The following is a 17,410-nucleotide window of genomic DNA, read 5'->3' as shown; positions in this document are numbered from 1 at the left end:
TAACCGTTTACCACCATTAAAAAAGGATTTATCCCATGATTACAGCCGAACAGGAACAACAAGTCAGCGGCGCAATGGAGCTGCTGAGCGCTTATATTGCCAACCCGCCGTGGGAAGAGTGGATGGTTGAAGTCTTCTCAGATGCGATTGCTTATGCCGCTGAAATGCTGGAATTATCCGGCGATGAAGTGCTGGATTATCTTGACGAAGAACCCTTAGGGCAAATGGCGCATTCGCATGTGTTTGAGCATTTTGTGACGACGGAAACCAATGAAGACGGCGAAAGTGTGCTGGAAGCGTTCATCCGCAGCCGCGTGCAACAGGAAGACAAATCATTTGCCTGCCAATATTTGGATGCATTCGCGCATTCTGAACTTGCGTTATGGGAAGTGGTTGGCAAGGTTGGTAAAAAAGTGGAAGTGCGCCGCTTGGGTTCGGATGAGCCAAGTGTGCTGGCGCAACTGGATGCGACCAATATTCCTAAGCATATTTGCATTGCCTCGCGTCTATTGAAGCTGCCGAATGACCAGAATATCTTTAGTTTTGGGATGCTGCCGATTGAGCGTGCCGAGGCAGAAGAAATTTTGGCGTATTTGGCGCAAGTACGTGCTGAAATGTTGGAAACAGCGCAAGCCGAAGCGCAAGAACACGAATCTGAAGACATCGAAGCGGCAATTAGAGAGGAGCTGACTGATGTGATGTTCCACGAAACACTGACCGCTTGGATTGGTCAGGGCTTTGAAAACTAAGCAAAAAAAGAGCCACCGTGTAGGTGGCTCTGGTAGAGCTTTTTAATTCTGGTGTTGTGTCGTTGTGTGTATAGTTTGTCACAACATTGGTGCAGTGCTTGTATTCCTCCTAGTCGGCATCTTAATCCGCTCCAGTACAAGCACTGGGTAAGATTATAAAGCTTAGGGAATTACTCGCCTACTGGCATTAATGGCAGCTTGTGCAAGGGTATGCCCTAGATGCCGCTTAGAATGGGATGTCATCGTCGAAGTCTTCAAAGTCACGGCTGGAGGTGTTGCCTGCCGGAGCAGCAGGTGGATTCCTACCACTGCCGTAGTCACCACCATTATTACTGGGTGCGCTACGCTGAGGGGCACTTTCGTAGCTGCCTGAATTCATGCCGTCGGATTTATTACCGCCGAGCATCTGCATATCAGACGCAACGATTTCAGTGGCATAGTGCTTTTGACCGTCTTTTTCCCATGAGCGGGTTTTCAGGCTGCCTTCGATGTAAATTTGCTGCCCTTTACGCACGTATTTGCCGACAATATCCGCTAATTGGCGGAAAAAGACGACGCGATGCCATTCGGTCGATTCTTTTTTCTCGCCGGTATTGCGGTCTTTCCACGATTCATTGGTGGCAACGCTGATATTTGCCATTGCATCACCACTCGGCATGTATTTCATTTCGGGATCTTTGCCGACCGTGCCGACCAGAATAACTTTGTTGATACCTCGTGCCATGTTTGTTCCTTATGTCAATATTTCACGGAATTCTACGCTGAAGCGGGGGAGAATGCATCCAAGCCTGCTTGATCGAGCGTTGTCTTGTCGACTTTCAGATAAGCGATACACTCTTCAGAGGCGAGTGCGACTTCCTTAACCCCAGTGACGGCAAGCAACTCGGTGTGCAGGCGTTGTGGGTCAGAAAACAGCAGCGGGTCTAGCTTCAGGATCTTACTAGTATAGAAGGTGGGTTGCGGTAATTGCAGCGCGACGACCAACCAAATGCTAACCACCACCGCACTGAACAGGAATACCCCCGTTGCACCCCATGTATGGTTCACCATGCCACCGAGTGCACCGCCTGCAAAAATACCCAGGAATTGGGAGCTGCTGAAAATGCCCATTGCGGTTCCCTTGGTATTCACGTCAGAATATTTAGCCACCAAGGACGGTTGCACCGCTTCCAGAAAGTTGAAACCAATGAAAAACAACCAGAAAGCCACCAGTAACCACACGATATGGGTGTGACCCGCTGCCATCACCAATTCGGCGATGATCAACAATACGGTGCAACCCAGCAGGAGCGGGCGAATCTTGCGCTGCTTTTCTGCCATAATAATCAGTGGGATAGACAGCAGGAAGGAGCCAACGAATACCGGCAAATACACCTTCCAATGTTCCGCTGTCGGCAAACCCAATTCATGCGTAAACAAGGTCGGCAATACCAGAAAGTTGGCGGTCATCACCAGATGCAGGATGAAAACCCCCACATTCATGCGCAATAACGCGGTATTGCGGAGTGCTGTGCTCAAGTAGCCTTGGATAATGCCCGCGTCACGGTGTTGCATTGTGCGGGCAGGGTTAGGAATCACGAATACCACCAAGGCAATCCCCATGAACGCGAGTAGCATGGTTAACCAGAAAATGCTGGGTACGCCACCCCATTGACTGACGATTGGCCCCAGAATCATGCCCAACATAAACGACACCCCAATGGTTAAGCCAATCACGCCCATCGTGCGGATACGGTGCTCTTCACGGATCAAATCCGCCGCCAGTGCCATTGTCGGGGCGGCAACCGCCCCCATGCCTTGAATGACCCGCCCCAAGATGATCAGCCACATGGATTGCGCCAGTGCTGCAATCACGCTCCCCAACGCAAATACCAGCAACCCGCCGATAATGACCGGCTTGCGCCCGATTTTATCCGAGAGGATGCCGAGTGGAATCTGGAACACCGCTTGCGATAAACCGTAAATGCCAATGGCTAGACCTGCCAGAAACGGCGTGGAATCCGGGAAGGTTTCCGCATACAAGGCAAAGACGGGCAGGATCATAAACAGACCCAGCATCCGCACCGCATAAATCGCAGCAAGGGAGGCGGTGACGCGCCATTCCAGACTATTCATAGGTTCGTTAACGCTCTGTAAACAGGGAAGGGGGGTATAGTAGCTTACAATGCTTTAACTTTGAATTTGCGCCCTTTGATCTTGCCATTCAGCAGGCAATTTAACGCTTGTTTGGCAGCGCTACGCTCGACGGCAACGTAGGCAGCGTATTCCAACACGTCGATTTTGCCGACCGATTTGCCATTAATGCCGCCTTCGCCGGTCAGTGCGCCGAGAATGTCGCCGGGGCGGATTTTTTCCTTGCGACCCGCTGCAATGCACAGTGTGACATTGCCGGGTTGAGTGGGGCTGAGCGCCGCTTTGGGCAGGGCGGAAATGACCTCGTAGTCCAGTTCGGTTTTCTGCGCAATGCCAATGTCAGCCAGTTTGTGGCGTTCGGCATCGGTGAGCAGGTTGAGTGCCATGCCTTCTTTGCCTGCGCGACCGGTACGCCCGATGCGGTGAATGTAAATGTCGGCATCGTGCGGCAATTCGTAGTTGATAACGCAGGGCAGGTCTTCGATGTCCAACCCGCGTGCGGCAACGTCGGTGGCGACCAGCAAATTGAAGCTATTGTGTTTAAATTGCACGAATACTTCGTCGCGGTCACGCTGTTCCATTTCGCCGTGCAACGCTTTGACGCTGAAACCGAGTTGGCTTAAATGTTCGGTGATTTCGCGCACGCCGACTTTCATATTGCAGAAAATCACTGCCGAACGCGGTTTGTAATGTGCGAGCAAGGTTTCGAGTGCTGCCAGCCGTTCAGTTTTATTGCACAGATACGAATACTGGTTAATGACCCCGGCGGTATGCAGGGCTTCGGCTTTGACTTCGATCGGGTTGCGTTGGAATTGCGCACTCAGGCGTTTAATGTCGTCGGGGTAGGTGGCAGAAAACAGCAAAGTCTGGCGGTGCTTCGGGGTGAGGCTGATGATTTTGCCGATGTCTTCCATGAAACCCATTTCCAACATGCGGTCGGCTTCGTCGAGAATCAGCGTGTGGATTTGGCTGAGTTCGATAGTGTGTTTGCCGATGTGGTCGTTAATGCGCCCCGGTGTGCCGACGATGACGTGTGCGCCGTGTTCTAGGGAAGCAGCTTGCGGGGCAAGTGGTTGCCCGCCGGTTAAGGTCACGACTTTAATATTGGGTTGGTAACGTGCCAAGCGGCGGATTTCGGTGGCAACTTGCGCACTGAGTTCACGGGTCGGGCAGAGCACCAAGGCTTGTGCGGCGAAATTTTGCGGGTCTAGTTTTGCCAGTAAGGTAATCGCAAACACGGCGGTTTTGCCGCTGCCGGTTTTGGCTTGCCCGATTAAATCAGAGCCTTGCAAGGCGGGGGGCAGGGCTTTGGCTTGAATCCCCGTCATCAGTTTGTAACCCAAGTTGCCCAGATTGGCGAGTTGTTGGGGTGGCAGGTTCAAATTCGCGAAAGAAGCGGGCATGGGGTGGCTCTTGGGGTCAGGGGTTAAGGCCACATTATAGCGGATTTTACGGCGGAAAGCCCTTCTCCCCGTGCGAGAGAAGGGCGTGAGGCATTATTCCTTGCCTTGCAATGGCGCAGCCGCGCAAATAGCAGCAGAAACACCCGCACTGTATTGCGCAAAGTTCTTGTGGAACAGTGACGCCAGATAGGTCGCTTTCGTGGTATATGCCGCTTTATCCGCCCATGTCGATGACGGTTCCAATACGTCGGACGGCACATCCGGGCACGAAACCGGGATGTTCAAACCGAAAATCGCATCACGGCGGGTATCAACCTGATCCAAATCCCCATTCAGCGCGGCATTGACCATGCTGCGGGTATGATGAATATTCATGCGCTTACCCACGCCATAGCCACCGCCTGTCCAACCGGTATTGACCAGCCAGCAAGACACGCCGTGTTCATTGATTTTCGCACCGAGCAAGTCAGCATACACCGAAGGGTGCAACGCCATGAAAGGCGCACCAAAGCACGTGCTGAATGTTGCGGTTGGTTCCGTCACGCCTTTTTCCGTACCCGCGACTTTGGCGGTGTAACCAGAAATAAAGTGGTACATCGCCTGTTCGGTAGTGAGCTTGGAAATCGGTGGCAATACGCCAAATGCATCGCAAGTCAGCATAATAATGTGCTTAGGATGACCGGCTTTGCCGGGGTATAACGCGCCCGGAATTTGCGTAATCGGGTAGCTGGCACGGGTGTTTTCGGTGAGGCTGTTGTCGTCCAGATTCAGCTCGCGGGTCGCTTGATCCATGACCACGTTTTCCAGCACCGTGCCGAAGGTTTGGGTGGTTTTGTAGATCATCGGCTCTTGTTCTGCCGACAAGTTGATCACTTTGGCGTAACAACCGCCTTCCAGATTGAAGACGCCGTTATCGCTCCAGCCGTGTTCGTCATCGCCGATCAAGGCGCGATTTGGGTCGGCTGACAGCGTGGTTTTACCCGTGCCGGACAAGCCAAACAGAATCGCCACATCGCCATCTTTGCCGACATTGGCAGAAGCGTGCATCGACATAATGCCGCGCTGTGGCAACAAATAGTTGAGCACCGAGAAAATGGATTTCTTGATTTCGCCCGCGTAATGCGTGCCACCAATTAAGATCAGCCCGCGTGTCAGGTTCAAGAGCACGAATGCGCCTGAATGCGTGCCGTGCTTCTCAGGGTCGGCTTGCATATCCGGTACGTGGAGGACGGTGAATTTGGGTTCGTCTACGCCTAAGGTGCGGTTCAAGTCGTCGGGGCGAATGAACATATTCCGCGCAAACAAGGCGTGCCAAGCGTATTGCGAAATAATGCGTACCGGCAATTCGTCGGCTTCACTTGCGCCTGCCAGTAAGTCTTGGACGAATAATTCACGACCTTCCAAAAACTGAAGGGCATCCGCTAATACTTGGTCGAATTGTGCTTCGGTGAGTGATTTGTTGACTTTGCCCCACCACACGTTGTCGTGTGAGCCAGCGTCATCCACAATGAATTTGTCATTGGGAGCGCGACCCGTAAACGTGCCTGTGTAGGCGACAAATACGCCATCTTTGCTGATTTTGCCTTCGCTGCGGTTGAGGGCTTGTTCGTATAGAACCGGGGAAGACTGGTTCCAGTAAAGGTTATTGGTGTTTTTCAGCCCCAACGTACTGGCAAGGTGTTGTGCCAGTGTAGCAGTTGTACTCATATTACGCCTCCGGTAGCGCCGTATAGTGTCGACAATATGTCATGTGAACGGTAAGAAGGCACAGAATGATAGCGCACGATGTCGACTATTAGAATACGCTTAAGCATTATTTCATGATAAAAGGCAATGATTGTCGACATTTTAATAAAAGCCAGTCGACAATATGAGGTGACTTAGGGTTTTCTTGAAAAATCTGTAAAAGTTGTTGAGCTTTTTGTGCTGACTTGCTGATTCATTGTGATATTCTCGCACGATGGAAAATTTCTACTTAAGTCAAACACGTTTCGATTCTTTCCCGCTGGATGAACGCTTGCTGGCGTCATTGAGCGAGGCTGGCTTTGAGTTTTGCTCGCGCATTCAGGCGGAAACCTTGCCGTTGGCATTGGCGGGGCGGGATATTGCCGGTCAGGCGCAGACCGGTACGGGTAAAACCGGCGCATTCTTGGTCGCCATCTTTCAACATTTGCTGAAAAATCCTTTGCCGGAAGCGGCGGCAGGCAGCGTGCGCTGTTTGATTCTTGCGCCAACCCGTGAGTTAGCGATTCAGATTGCGCGGGATGCGGAAGAACTGGGTAAACACACCGGCTTGCGTTCGGTGCTGGTCTACGGCGGCGCGGGTTACGACAAGCAACGTCGCCAGTTTGAAGCGCCAGTGGATGTGCTGATCGGCACACCGGGGCGGATTATCGACTATTACAAGCAGCATGTGTTTACCCTGAAACACGCGCAGGCGTTGGTGATGGATGAAGCTGACCGTATGTTTGATATGGGCTTTATTCAGGATGTGCGTTATTTGATGCACAAATTGCCGCCACCGTTTAAGCGCTTGAATATGCTGTTTTCGGCGACCTTATCGCAGCGCGTGTTGGAATTGGCTTACGAACACATGAATAATCCGCAGCAGGTGAAAATCGAAGCGGAATCGGTGCGGGCGGATAATATTGCCGAACACGTGTATTTTCCGGCGAATGAGGAAAAAATTCCGTTGCTGATTGGCTTAGTGCGCAAGCTTGAGCCGTTCCGGGCGATTGTGTTTGTGAATACCAAGCACATTGCGGAAAAGATTGACGATTATTTGCGGGCGAATGGCATTACTTCCGATTTGATTTCCGGTGATGTGCGCCAGAATAAGCGCGAAAAGCTGTTGCAGTCGTTTGAAGCGGGTGAGTTTCAGGTGCTGATTGCCACCGACGTGGCTGCACGCGGTTTGCATATCCCGGATGTGTCGCACGTGTTTAACTTCGATTTGCCGCAATTGGCGGAAGATTATGTGCATCGCATTGGGCGTACTGCACGGGCAGGTGCATCGGGTGAAGCGCACAGTTTTGCGTGTGAAGATACCGCGTTTTACTTGCCGGATATTGAAGCTTATACCGGTAAATCGTTGCCGGTTGCCAAGATTACGGCTGAATTGTTGCCGAGTGAGTTGCAGCGCCCGCAACGCAGCCAGCGTGAGCGGGTGGCGCATCACGGTAGCGACCACCACCGCCATCAGCAGGGCAATCGCGGTGGTGGTGAACAGCGGCGCAGACGACCACGTTCCACCCATTAAACAGGTTAAGCCATGAATGCCTATGCGAAACGTTTACATAATCCTTTCAATGGCGTTTTGCAGGTAGTGGCTAATGAGCAGATTCGTGCCTTAAGTTTCAATGGGGTGGAGTGGGAACTTCAGTTTCAATGTGTCACCCCGCGTGGTGTCCAGTATGCGCGGATCGGGCGCTGGGAACGCACGGCTGGTTTCAAACCTTACCCTCTCGACCCCAGTATTGATCGCCTCGCGGTGGAGGCGGCGTATCTGCTGGCGGTAGCCGCATTGGAAACGGCGCAAGTACCGTTACCACAGGACGATTACTACGAATTTTGGTTGCTGGAAGACCGCACTCGCCAGCCGTTGGCATTACTCGCCAGTTGCCGCCAGCCGCAGGAAATGCGTCAGGCAACCATTCACCCCATCTGGAAATGCATCAGCGCCAGCCAATTGGAACTGGACAATACCCCCGAAGAAGCGCGGCGCGGGTTGCCCCCGCTCAGTTACCGTTTGGAGCAGCAGGTTAAGGGGCGTGCTGGGCAAAACCCGCAGGCTTGTTGGTTTTTACGGGCGGCTGACCTTACTGGGCAGGCGTTGGATAAAGAGGCGCAGCTTGTCGGTGAGGTGTTGGCAGCGAGTCATTTCCCGCCGTTATTAGTGCGCGACACTTGGGATAAAGCTGCCGAACAGGACTTGTGTCACCGCTATTTGCAGCGCATTGCTCCGCGCTTACTAACTTTGCAAGCTTTGTCGTTGGAAAGCCGCGATAGGGTGGAACAAATGGCGAGTGGCTACGCGCAGGAAGTGGCTGCACATTTTCACCTATACCCCGCCGTGGCGGATACCCAGCGCATGACAGCCTTACGGGTGGAAGCACGCTTGCGCAGCGCTTGTTTGTAGGTCGGACTTTAGTCCGACAATTCCCTATAAAATATGGAAAATTCAGGTTCCATAAAGCACGATAATGATTTAAACTCGCTCAAATGATAAGCAACGAAAACCTTCCCCCTGCGATTTAGTGTGTACGCACTAGGGCGGTAGCGTCGTTTTTGGGGCGTAAACCTGCCGTATGCTGCGCTGCAAAGAGGCGTTACTTCACACTGAGCCAAGCAACGGGACACTGAACCCGGTAATGAATGCTTTGACGGCATCCCTTGCCCTTGCTGCAAAACCGGCATGATGCGGGACTGCCACACACCGCTGTTGTACCTGCTGGACAAATGGCTCGAAACACCCAGAACCCTGTGCTATGTTTGACCACAATCAGGGCGGAAACAGGCAGGACGGCAATGGATAGGCAACGGTTGGTGGGGAATCATCAGGCAACAGGGGCTGGCGGGGCGATGGGCAGAAAAAGCAATCCCCTTATAGATAAGGTGTCGGACTCCGTAGCACGCGGTTCCGTCCAACAAGGCATTTATGCCCAGTGCTGCCGCACACGGCATAAAATGCTTTAACGTTAGCGCCAAAAAAATAGCCAGCATCTATAGATTGAGGAATAAATGAGAATAAAAAAATTGCAATTGAAGAATAGCTACAAGAGATTCTTTGATTTGACGATCGATTTGGGAGATGAGCCTAAGCGTATAGTCGCATTGGTTGGTCCCAATGGTTGTGGCAAAAGTAGTGTTTTAGATGGGCTGCTTTTTCATAATAATGCTTACAACCATATTGGGAACAAGGGTGGTAAGAATCACGAATACCACTCAATGAATAAAACACCAAACTATAACTATCAAAATGTAAGCATCGAATTTTATGAAGGAAGCTTTCAAGAAATACGAGAAGAAAGAGCCAAAATTGGAAAGGAAAATACCATCTTTTCATTTCGAAGCCCTTATAGATACAATAGCAATTTAAAAGTTACTCAATCCCAAGCAACTAGCGAAATTAGATTAAATCAATATGGGGCCTCTTCTGCATCTGATCTCGATGACAAAATGGAGGAAAACTATCGTCGTCTGTATATTAAATTTAATAAGTACTTGCATGAGACAGACTGCAAGCCTAGTGAGGCTAGGGCGAAAATAATTGGTGATTTGAACTCATCAATATCCAAATGTCTTGATTTGGATATTTGTAGTATAGGTGATATTGAAGCATCAGAAGGCACTATTTATTTTCAAAAGAAAGATCATCCAAACAGATTTGAATTTAATGTTCTTTCATCTGGGGAAAAGGAGGTCATTGACATTCTTTTGGATCTGTATCTAAGAAAAGATGAATATTGTGATACGATATTTTTATTAGATGAGCCAGAGTTGCACATTAATACATCCATACAAAAAAACCTTTTGATAGAGATTAATCGTTTAGTTGGGGAAAGCTGTCAGATATGGATAACAACACACAGTATTGGCTTTCTAAGAACGCTCCAAGATGAGTTAAGAGATTGTTGTCAAATTATTCAATTTAAAAGTGAGTATGAATTAGCTTCTAAACCATATACGTTAAAGCCATTGAAGGGAGCTAGAGCTAGTTGGAAGGAAATTTTTTCTATTGCGCTAGATGATTTAGCTAACTTAGTATGCCCAAAGCGAATAATATATTGTGAAGGGAGGGATGGCCCAGGCAGAAATGGACTCGAAAGGGGCTTGGATGCTAACGTCTTTAATAATATATTTTCAGAGAACTACCATGACACGCTTTTTGTGTCCAGTGGTGGAAATACGGAGCTTGATCAAAGAAGCGAAATTGCAATTGCCATATTAAGCAAAGTTTTTTCTGACTTAGAAATACTTGTTTTAAAAGATAGAGATATGGCATCCGGTAGAGACACTAACGAGAATGATAGGCAAGTGTATCTCCAAAATAATCCCAACAATCACAGAGTTCTAAAAAGATGGGAAATAGAAAACTATCTGTATGACAAGGAGATTTTGATTAATTACTGCAATCAAAACTACCTATCTTTTGATGAAGTTTCGTATGACCAATTTGTAACTGACATCGTTAATCAGAATCTTAAAGATGCCACAGGAAGGATAAAGAATTTCTGCAATATCACATCTAGCGTCAACGCGGAAAAGTTTAAGTTGACTCTGTCTGAGTATATAACATCAGACATGAATGTATACAAGGAGTTAGTCTCATGTGTCTTCGAGCGCGGATAGTGAAGGTGCTAACAAGTCAAAGTACTCGGACGCAACAGAGCTGCGCCGGTGTTTGAGGCATTAGCAGAGTACAACCACTCACAGCATGAGCAGACCAAAGAAATAATCATATTCTGAACAATATGCGAGTATGTTTTTTAAGACAGCATGAAAAGGAAAATCATTATGGAACTGAAAGAGTTTATAACTTCAACTCTCATTCAAATTCAGGAAGGCGGAACGTGTCAAGCAAATTGAGACCGGTCTGTTAAAAAATAAAACTACAAACAGGCTTTTTTGGCAGCCGATAATGTAGGGAAATTCACTGCTATGTTTTCATCCGCTTCGTCAGGATGTGCCGGATTAATCCACACTTCCTTGGGCGGCAACTTAACGACGGGCGCACCGTTGATGAACCGTTTTGGGTTGGTTTCATAGGCGGTTTGCAATGCCGTTTGGCGGCAAATAGCCACGTCGCCCACCCGATTCGTGAACACTCGTTCGGGGTGAAGAAAGCCAAGCCACTGTGTTGGTGGTCGAAGTTGTACCATTCCACGTAGTCGGCAAACCATTCCCGCGCATGGCTGACACTGGCGAAGCGTCCGGGGTAATCGGGTTGTTGCTTGCAGGTCTTGAACTGGCTTTCGCTGAACGGGTTGTCGTTGCTGACTCGTGGGCGGCTGTGGCTACAGGTGATCTCCAGTTCTGCCATCAGGTCGAGGTAGCCGTGAGCCGTCATGGGTGCGCCCCGGTCTTGGTGCAGGGTGAGTTCCCCCAAGCCAATGCGGTAACGGGTGCTGGCTTCTTGCATCAGTTGTTTGGCTAGGTGGCTGTTCTCCTTGCGGGAGACCATCCAGGCGACGATGAAACGGCTGTACAAGTCCAGCACCACGTACAGTGACAGGTAAACACCGCGTTGTTCAGTCGCTAACTTCGTGATGTCCCACGTCCACACTTCGTTGGGGCGCGTGGCTCGCAGGCGCGGCATGGCGTGCGTCTGAGGTTGACGTTGGGGACGGCGTTCCCGATTTGCCGAGCTTTGCGCAGCAGGCGGTACATGGTGCTGACGGAGCAGTAATAGATGCCTTCGCTCAGCAAGGTGGCATACACTTCGGCGGGTGGTTGGTCAGCAAAGCGTTCACTGTTGAGTACCGTCAGTACCTGTTCCTGTTCGGCGGCACTTAGAGCATTGTCCGGGATCGGGCGGACGGCAGCAACGGTTTCAACGATAGCAATGGCTTCAACCGCTGCGGTGGTTTCCGCCATCGGTGCCGGTTCATCAGACACCGGCACAGCGTCAGATACTGCGTCGTTTGCCACCACGTCAATGACCGTCTGGTTGCTACTGTAGCGGTAATAGCTGGCACGTGATAGCGCCAAGGCGGCACAACCTGCACGCACGGAGACATCCGGGGGGACGGCTTTCCAGTAGGATACTCATGAGCGGCTCACGTTGTTCAGGTGATCCAATAGCGTGAAGGCTTTTTTTTGGAGTTCCAATAAGCCTTCCGCCACCTGTAGACGTTGTTCCAGCTTGGCGTTTTCGCGTTGGAGGGCATCTATCGCTTTATCTTTGCTGTCTTTTGACGGTTTACGTCCCACCGTGGCGTTCTCCAAGCCCGTTTCGCCTGCGGTTGCCAATTGATTGCGCCATGTTTGCAGTTGAGTGCTGTAAATCTTCTCTCTGCGTAGCAGTTCACCCAATTCACCGTGAGCGCAGGCATCAGCTTCGGCAAGGATGCGTTTCTTGTCTGCTGCACTGAAATAGCGGTAGGTGCGCTTTTCATGGCGTGGGTTTGGCATCACGTGGTTGTCCGGTAATTCACTGGTTGGTTTCGGCATCGTCTTGCTTCCTGTGTCTTGACCCGATTATACATTCATTTCGCTATCGGGGTGGTCTCAGGGTAGCTTGACACATAGGGAGGTGTTCAAGAGGCAATAAAAATTACTCAGGATAAGGGTTTGAATGGTGTAATCAACCCAATATGGGGAACTATAAATGATAATTCGGCTCATCGACAAAACATACAATTTGATGTTGCAGTAACCGTCGCAGATAAAAATAATGGTTCAGCTCAAGCTGGTGTTAAAGGAAGCATTAAAATAGTTGAGTTTAGGGAACCTCTAAAAACCCGGCGTATTGCAACGGTTAGCGTTGGCCTATCGGCATTTTGTTAAAAAAACACCAACCCATCTCAATTTTTAGCACACCAAGCCACAATCAGGTTGTTTTTCCGCATTTTTGCTGTTTTTTCGGGAATTTCTCCATCAAATGGGCACAACTCCGCCCTCTCTGAGCGAACAGAGCCGACGCAGGTTATACACGGTTGCTTTGATGCTGAGGCCGAATACTGCCCGTGCCAACCCAATGCTGCGGATGGCTTTGCCACCCATCGCACAGATTGACCCAAACACATGCTCAACCCGTGCGCGGGGTCTGGCGATGCGGGTGTTGCGGCGTTTCTGGCAGTCGGATTGCGGCTTGCCTTTCTTGGCTTTGTGCTGGATGTGTAACCGCCAGCTACCTTGGTTGAGGCGTTGTTCACGGGATTGGTCTTCATAACCTTTGTCCGCCCATACGTCACGGCTGGTGTTGGCTCGGTCAAGCACCGCTTCAAAATGGTTGGTGTCATGCTCTTTGGCGGTGCTGATGTGGCGTTTGCGGATGAGTTTGTATTTCCGATCGGCACTGATACTGAGTTTGTAGCCGTGGTAGCTTTTGCCGTGTTTTTTCGTCCAGCTTGCTTCCGTATCCTTTTGGCGACGTTGGCAGGTGTCCAGCCAGCGGGTGTTGCCGCTTGTTCCAACAGCGCTTTTTCTTCTTTGTGGAAATGTTGTTTAGGGGCTTCCACCAGCGTGGCATCGACGATTTGACCACCACGGGCAATAAAACCGTGTTGTTGTAATTGCCGTTGGACGGCATCAAACAGGGCATCCGCACCACCTGCCGCACTGATCCGTTCACGGAATACCCACAAGGTATTGGCATCCGGGATCGTGCTGGAATGACGCAGGCCACAAAACCGTTGGAACGACAGCCGGTCAAGCAATTGGTATTCCAATGCCTCGTCCGACAGGTTGTACAGGTGTTGCAACACCAAGACCCGTACCATCAGTTCCGTTGGGTAGGGTGGACGGCCTCCTCGCTTGTCACTTGGGCGTGGGGCGATGTGGTCGATTTCTGCTGCCAAGGCGACAAAGTTGACGTGCTGGTTCAGCGTGGACAGCAGGTCGCCCTTGCGGTCGAGTTTCTGTTCACGCTCTTCGGCGGCAAACAGACTGGTTTTGATGGCACTTTTCTTGGGCATGGCTAGTAACGGGGCGGTGGCTCAGATGAGCATTTTCTCACATTTGTGTGGGTATCAGTGGGTTTTTAGAGGTTCCCTTTAGTCTTGGTGGTAGTGGAGAGAAAACAGTAGAAAATAGCAATGTAAACCGCATACAATTTACTATCCCTATAATACCACCAGCTCAATTAGTAAAGGCTAATTAATTTTTTAAACCAAAACATCAAAGAGTTAATAATTCATGAAAAAACTAATTTTTGCCTTAATGATTATATCAATATCTTCTTGTTCCTCAATGTCATCATTAAAAGACATTGATAAAATAGAAGCGAGTGATGCAGAAATACTAGATAAAAATCTAGTTGATGTATATAACGATATTTCGAGAGCAACTAAATTTTGTTTCGCAAATAATTCAGCAACTAACTACAATATAATTTCAAACATTAATGACGTATCAGGTGAGGTTATGATTGTAACAGGAGCTGAGTTAGTATCCCCTAATATATGGTTAGTGGCTCGTTTGAAAAAAAATGGAAATAAAACAGAAATCAAATATACTGCTGGAAATAGCATTTGGAAAGAAAATATTGTAAAAATGAAACAGTGGGCAAAAGGTGGAACAGACTGCTAGAAACAAAAGCCATAACTTTATACCTATTTATAATAATAATTATTATTAATTAAGCTAACGAATGTTTCGACGACGGACGCGGTGACAGCCCGCGAATTCACCCAACTTACTCCCCGCCGCGCCCGTCATGCTGGATGTTATGCTTAAAAACATGAATATTACTACCGACGAAATGTATGAAGCTCTTTCAAGATCAGGATATTTGTTAGAATCTGAAGTAGCTAAAAAACTCTCTGAGTGGGGATTTTTTGTAGAAACAAGTCTTGTTATTGAAGATCCTTTCTCAGGCAAAAGTCGAGAAATAGATATAGTTGCGGAATACTATAACTGGGATGCATCAAAAAGTCAGTTTCATACTTGCGCAAAAATAGAATTTGTTTTCGAGGTAAAAAATAACATATATCCGTTAGTTTTGTTAAATGAGTTTAATTTCAATCCTAGAGTCGATGACTATCTTGGATTGAAAGAAGCAACTACAATTCCAAAAAATGTTAAATATAACCTGAGTTCGGGATAAGGTAAGGCGCAGCCTTTCATGGGAGAATGTGAGTAACCACACACAACATTGACCCCACCAAAGGCTGCTACTGAGATGCTAACACGGTTATTCTGTGCCATTGACGATTTTTGTCAGGACTTTCATCCCGAATGGAACAAAACGTTATTGACCCCGAAAGGCGGGCATCGTCGTCGCCACAGTGGTCTTGGCGATAGTGAAATCATGACGATTTTGGTGCATTACCACCAAGTGGGGTATCGTACTTTCAAGTGGTATTATGAGCGTCATGTCAAAGTATTTCTTAAGGGTCATTTCCCGCAACTCCCTAGTTATCAACGTTTTATTGAGTTAATGCCGCGTGTTCTTTTGCCACTAACCCTGTTTATGCAGCAACGCTGTGAAACGGGGCGAGGTATTGCCTTCATAGACTCTACCCCTTGAAAGTCTGTGAAAATTTGCGTATTCCACGTCATCACACCTTTCGCAAAGACGCAGGCGGGGTAAATCGTCAACAGGCTGGTTTTATGGGTTCAAACTTCATTTGGTCGTGGATGACTGCGGCAATATTTTATCGTTTGCCATTACTTCGGGTAATACCGATGACCGTAAGCCCGTTCCCACGTTGCTGAAAAAAGTGGTCGGCAAAGTCTTTGGTGATCGTGGCTACATTTCCAAGGCATTGACAGAATCGTTGGCAGAGCAAGGGGTTGAATGGATTACCTCGCTGAAGAAAAACATGAAACCCGTGGCGCGTGACACGTTCGATACACTGATGTTGCGTAAACGGAGCATCATCGAAACCATCAATGATCAGTTGAAAAATATTTCACAAATTGAGCATTCACGCCACCGTTCACTCACTAACTATATGATTAACATCATTGCTGGCTTGGTGTCATATGCCTATCAAGATAAAAAACCAGCACTGGATTTAAAAACATCAGCATTGGTTGTGATCTAAATTGAGGGATGGCTTATCCCGAACTCAGGTTAAATATAATGAATATTACACTTACTATGACAGTCTGATTACCTCAAATAGGGAGAATATTTTTACTCAATACTGTTCTTTTCAAAAAAAGAATAAAAATGATGACTTAATGGCTTTGCATCCAGATAACGTACATTCAGGTCTAGCCAAAATAATTCAATATTGTGAGGAAAAAGTTGAAGACTGGGAGAACCGACACAATGATGATTCAGAAGAAAAATTTCTTCGGCATTTCCTATATATGCCAATACTTTTAATCCAAGATGACCTATTTTTACTAAAAAATGATGCTCTTGTTAAAGTTGATTCATCAATTTTAGTAGTCAATTATCACCATCAAAAAACAGCCCGTATGGCGTATGTATTTGTTACTACAAAAAAAGGATTATCACAGTTCATTCAGGACTCTCTTTTAATAGAAAAAACTGTTGGAGATAATCTTATCAATTCAATAAAAGCAATGGCATAACGAGTGGTTCGATGACGGACGCGGTGACAGCCCGCGATTCTTAACAACTTACTCCCCGCCGCGCCCGTCATATTGACGTTAGACCTAATATAGATCACACAATCATGTTACAAAATAGTGGAAGAATAATTGAAACAGATAAAAGATTCTCCTCTAATATAGAGAGTGAGAGCTTTTTGAATAACCTATTTGTTAGGTTGGTAGCCAAAAAAATACAATTTACAAATGTTGACTTCAGATATTGTATTTTTGATGCTTGCTATTTAAGAAACTGCACATTTGATAGTTGTGATTTTACTGGCTGCAAATTTGTTGGATCAAATCTTCTTGGGACTAACTTTAGTGGTTGTAAATTTGATTATGCCACTTTTGAAAGAACACAACTGGATGATGATATTTTAGACAACAGTTGTCCCAGCTCTGAGAATCTTAAATTAAAATTTGCTCGTTCTCTCAGAATGAACTTTCAACAACAGGGAAATGCACAAGCTGCTAATAAAGCAATTAGTATTGAGCTTGAAGCAACTGAAGTTCACTTGAAGAAAGCATGGGCTTCTAAAGAATCTTATTATAGAAAAAAGTACAAAGGATTTAAAAGACTAAAAACTTTTATTGAATGGTTGGAGTTTAGGCTGCTTGATCTTATATGGGGAAATGGAGAAAGTACTATAAAATTAATCAGAGCAATAATTGTGATCCTTATAGGGATTACTGTTATTGATGTGTTTAGTACAGGCAACATTAATAATATATCAGATTATATTAACTCTTTCATAAAGTCACCGCAGATATTACTAGGGGTTTTAAATCCAACATATTACTCAAGTGCGTTACTAGCCTTTATACTTTTTTTAAGATTAGTAATGTTTGGGTTTTTCATGTCAATAATAATAAAAAGATTCAACAGGCGATAAA

Annotated in this window: 16 protein-coding genes and 2 pseudogenes; 10 read left to right on the top strand and 8 right to left on the bottom strand. The window is 47.7% G+C overall.

Going from position 1 to position 17,410, the window contains the following annotated elements; genetic code table 11:
* Positions 1–35 precede the first annotated feature (35 nt).
* Positions 36–749, top strand: a complete 714-nt coding sequence (locus L2Y54_RS16815) for a hypothetical protein (RefSeq protein ID WP_236497781.1) — start codon at positions 36–38, stop codon at positions 747–749.
* A 226-nt stretch (positions 750–975) separates the two neighbouring features.
* Here L2Y54_RS16815 and ssb read toward each other — a convergent pair whose 3' ends face one another.
* The 4 genes from ssb to pckA form a co-directional block, all read right to left on the bottom strand.
* The gene (ssb, locus tag L2Y54_RS16810; RefSeq protein WP_311196202.1) at positions 976–1,473 is read right to left on the bottom strand and encodes a single-stranded DNA-binding protein; all 498 of its coding nucleotides are present in this window, start codon (positions 1,471–1,473) and stop codon (positions 976–978) included.
* A 32-nt stretch (positions 1,474–1,505) separates the two neighbouring features.
* Positions 1,506–2,864 (bottom strand): MFS transporter, encoded by a 1,359-nt coding sequence (locus L2Y54_RS16805; RefSeq protein ID WP_236497780.1) that lies wholly within the window; start codon positions 2,862–2,864, stop codon positions 1,506–1,508.
* Between the two features lie 44 nt (positions 2,865–2,908).
* Positions 2,909–4,285, bottom strand: coding sequence for an ATP-dependent RNA helicase DbpA (gene dbpA / locus L2Y54_RS16800; RefSeq protein WP_236497779.1), 1,377 nt, complete (start codon positions 4,283–4,285; stop codon positions 2,909–2,911).
* 93 nt (positions 4,286–4,378) lie between these two features.
* Entirely contained in the window at positions 4,379–5,992 is a 1,614-nt protein-coding gene (pckA, locus tag L2Y54_RS16795; protein ID WP_236497778.1) for a phosphoenolpyruvate carboxykinase (ATP), read from the bottom strand.
* A 253-nt stretch (positions 5,993–6,245) separates the two neighbouring features.
* On the opposite strand from pckA, the gene L2Y54_RS16790 reads away from it, so the two are divergent.
* The 3 genes from L2Y54_RS16790 (at position 6,246) to L2Y54_RS16780 (ending at position 10,636) form a co-directional block, all read left to right on the top strand.
* Complete coding sequence (locus L2Y54_RS16790) at positions 6,246–7,544, top strand: DEAD/DEAH box helicase (RefSeq protein WP_236497777.1); 1,299 nt, start codon at positions 6,246–6,248, stop codon at positions 7,542–7,544.
* Between the two features lie 12 nt (positions 7,545–7,556).
* Positions 7,557–8,423: a hypothetical protein gene (locus L2Y54_RS16785; RefSeq protein ID WP_236497776.1), complete on the top strand. Its 867-nt coding sequence runs from the start codon at positions 7,557–7,559 to the stop codon at positions 8,421–8,423.
* A 602-nt stretch (positions 8,424–9,025) separates the two neighbouring features.
* Entirely contained in the window at positions 9,026–10,636 is a 1,611-nt protein-coding gene (locus L2Y54_RS16780; RefSeq protein ID WP_236497775.1) for an AAA family ATPase, read from the top strand.
* A gap of 307 nt (positions 10,637–10,943) precedes the next feature.
* Here the strand turns inward: L2Y54_RS16780 and L2Y54_RS16775 are convergent, their stop codons facing one another.
* Genes L2Y54_RS16775 through L2Y54_RS16765 form a run of 3 tightly spaced genes read right to left on the bottom strand, consistent with a single transcriptional unit; the run spans position 10,944 to position 12,457 of the window.
* Entirely contained in the window at positions 10,944–11,603 is a 660-nt protein-coding gene (locus L2Y54_RS16775; RefSeq protein ID WP_236497774.1) for a DDE-type integrase/transposase/recombinase, read from the bottom strand.
* Positions 11,543–12,016 carry a hypothetical protein gene (locus tag L2Y54_RS16770; RefSeq protein WP_236497772.1) on the bottom strand — a complete coding sequence of 158 codons (474 nt, stop codon included), beginning with the start codon at positions 12,014–12,016 and terminating at the stop codon, positions 11,543–11,545. The genes L2Y54_RS16775 and L2Y54_RS16770 overlap by 61 nt, the downstream gene beginning before the upstream one ends.
* Positions 12,017–12,052: 36 nt before the next feature.
* The gene (locus L2Y54_RS16765) at positions 12,053–12,457 is read right to left on the bottom strand and encodes a hypothetical protein (protein WP_236496365.1); all 405 of its coding nucleotides are present in this window, start codon (positions 12,455–12,457) and stop codon (positions 12,053–12,055) included.
* A 120-nt stretch (positions 12,458–12,577) separates the two neighbouring features.
* Between L2Y54_RS16765 and L2Y54_RS16760 the strand changes: the two genes are divergently transcribed.
* Positions 12,578–12,793, top strand: a complete 216-nt coding sequence (locus L2Y54_RS16760) for a hypothetical protein (RefSeq protein WP_236497771.1) — start codon at positions 12,578–12,580, stop codon at positions 12,791–12,793.
* Positions 12,794–12,883: 90 nt separating this feature from the next.
* On the opposite strand, the pseudogene L2Y54_RS16755 reads toward L2Y54_RS16760, so the two are convergent.
* Positions 12,884–13,923, bottom strand: a pseudogene (locus L2Y54_RS16755) (IS5 family transposase).
* 220 nt (positions 13,924–14,143) lie between these two features.
* On the opposite strand from L2Y54_RS16755, the gene L2Y54_RS16750 reads away from it, so the two are divergent.
* The 5 genes and pseudogenes from L2Y54_RS16750 (at position 14,144) to L2Y54_RS16725 (ending at position 17,409) form a co-directional block, all read left to right on the top strand.
* Positions 14,144–14,536: a hypothetical protein gene (locus tag L2Y54_RS16750; RefSeq protein WP_236497769.1), complete on the top strand. Its 393-nt coding sequence runs from the start codon at positions 14,144–14,146 to the stop codon at positions 14,534–14,536.
* Between the two features lie 151 nt (positions 14,537–14,687).
* Positions 14,688–15,053: a hypothetical protein gene (locus L2Y54_RS16745; RefSeq protein ID WP_236497767.1), complete on the top strand. Its 366-nt coding sequence runs from the start codon at positions 14,688–14,690 to the stop codon at positions 15,051–15,053.
* A 75-nt stretch (positions 15,054–15,128) separates the two neighbouring features.
* Positions 15,129–15,996: pseudogene (locus L2Y54_RS21990) on the top strand (IS982 family transposase).
* Between the two features lie 139 nt (positions 15,997–16,135).
* A complete protein-coding gene (locus tag L2Y54_RS16730; RefSeq protein ID WP_236497766.1) occupies positions 16,136–16,495 on the top strand; it encodes a hypothetical protein in 360 nt (119 codons plus the stop codon).
* A 104-nt stretch (positions 16,496–16,599) separates the two neighbouring features.
* Positions 16,600–17,409, top strand: a complete 810-nt coding sequence (locus L2Y54_RS16725; protein ID WP_236497764.1) for a pentapeptide repeat-containing protein — start codon at positions 16,600–16,602, stop codon at positions 17,407–17,409.
* Position 17,410 lies beyond the last annotated feature (1 nt).

The sequence above is a fragment of the Thiothrix winogradskyi genome, from assembly GCF_021650935.1.
In the GTDB taxonomy this organism is placed as follows: Bacteria; Pseudomonadota; Gammaproteobacteria; order Thiotrichales; family Thiotrichaceae; genus Thiothrix; species Thiothrix winogradskyi.
The sequence above is the reverse complement of the archived record's forward strand: the minus strand, read 5'-3'. Positions and strand labels throughout refer to the sequence as shown.

Excerpts from the sequence above, each read along its gene's own strand:
- L2Y54_RS16730 (WP_236497766.1), top strand. The coding sequence starts at position 16,136 with ATGGCTTTGCATCCAGATAACGTACATTCAGGTCTAGCCAAAATAATT.
- pckA (WP_236497778.1), bottom strand. The coding sequence starts at position 5,992 with ATGAGTACAACTGCTACACTGGCACAACACCTTGCCAGTACGTTGGGG.
- L2Y54_RS16745 (WP_236497767.1), top strand. The coding sequence starts at position 14,688 with ATGAATATTACTACCGACGAAATGTATGAAGCTCTTTCAAGATCAGGA.
- ssb (WP_311196202.1), bottom strand. The coding sequence starts at position 1,473 with ATGGCACGAGGTATCAACAAAGTTATTCTGGTCGGCACGGTCGGCAAA.
- L2Y54_RS16785 (WP_236497776.1), top strand. The coding sequence starts at position 7,557 with ATGAATGCCTATGCGAAACGTTTACATAATCCTTTCAATGGCGTTTTG.
- L2Y54_RS16750 (WP_236497769.1), top strand. The coding sequence starts at position 14,144 with ATGAAAAAACTAATTTTTGCCTTAATGATTATATCAATATCTTCTTGT.
- L2Y54_RS16815 (WP_236497781.1), top strand. The coding sequence starts at position 36 with ATGATTACAGCCGAACAGGAACAACAAGTCAGCGGCGCAATGGAGCTG.
- L2Y54_RS16765 (WP_236496365.1), bottom strand. The coding sequence starts at position 12,457 with ATGCCGAAACCAACCAGTGAATTACCGGACAACCACGTGATGCCAAAC.
- dbpA (WP_236497779.1), bottom strand. The coding sequence starts at position 4,285 with ATGCCCGCTTCTTTCGCGAATTTGAACCTGCCACCCCAACAACTCGCC.
- L2Y54_RS16780 (WP_236497775.1), top strand. The coding sequence starts at position 9,026 with ATGAGAATAAAAAAATTGCAATTGAAGAATAGCTACAAGAGATTCTTT.
- L2Y54_RS16805 (WP_236497780.1), bottom strand. The coding sequence starts at position 2,864 with ATGAATAGTCTGGAATGGCGCGTCACCGCCTCCCTTGCTGCGATTTAT.
- L2Y54_RS16790 (WP_236497777.1), top strand. The coding sequence starts at position 6,246 with ATGGAAAATTTCTACTTAAGTCAAACACGTTTCGATTCTTTCCCGCTG.
- L2Y54_RS16775 (WP_236497774.1), bottom strand. The coding sequence starts at position 11,603 with ATGCCGCGCCTGCGAGCCACGCGCCCCAACGAAGTGTGGACGTGGGAC.
- L2Y54_RS16725 (WP_236497764.1), top strand. The coding sequence starts at position 16,600 with ATGTTACAAAATAGTGGAAGAATAATTGAAACAGATAAAAGATTCTCC.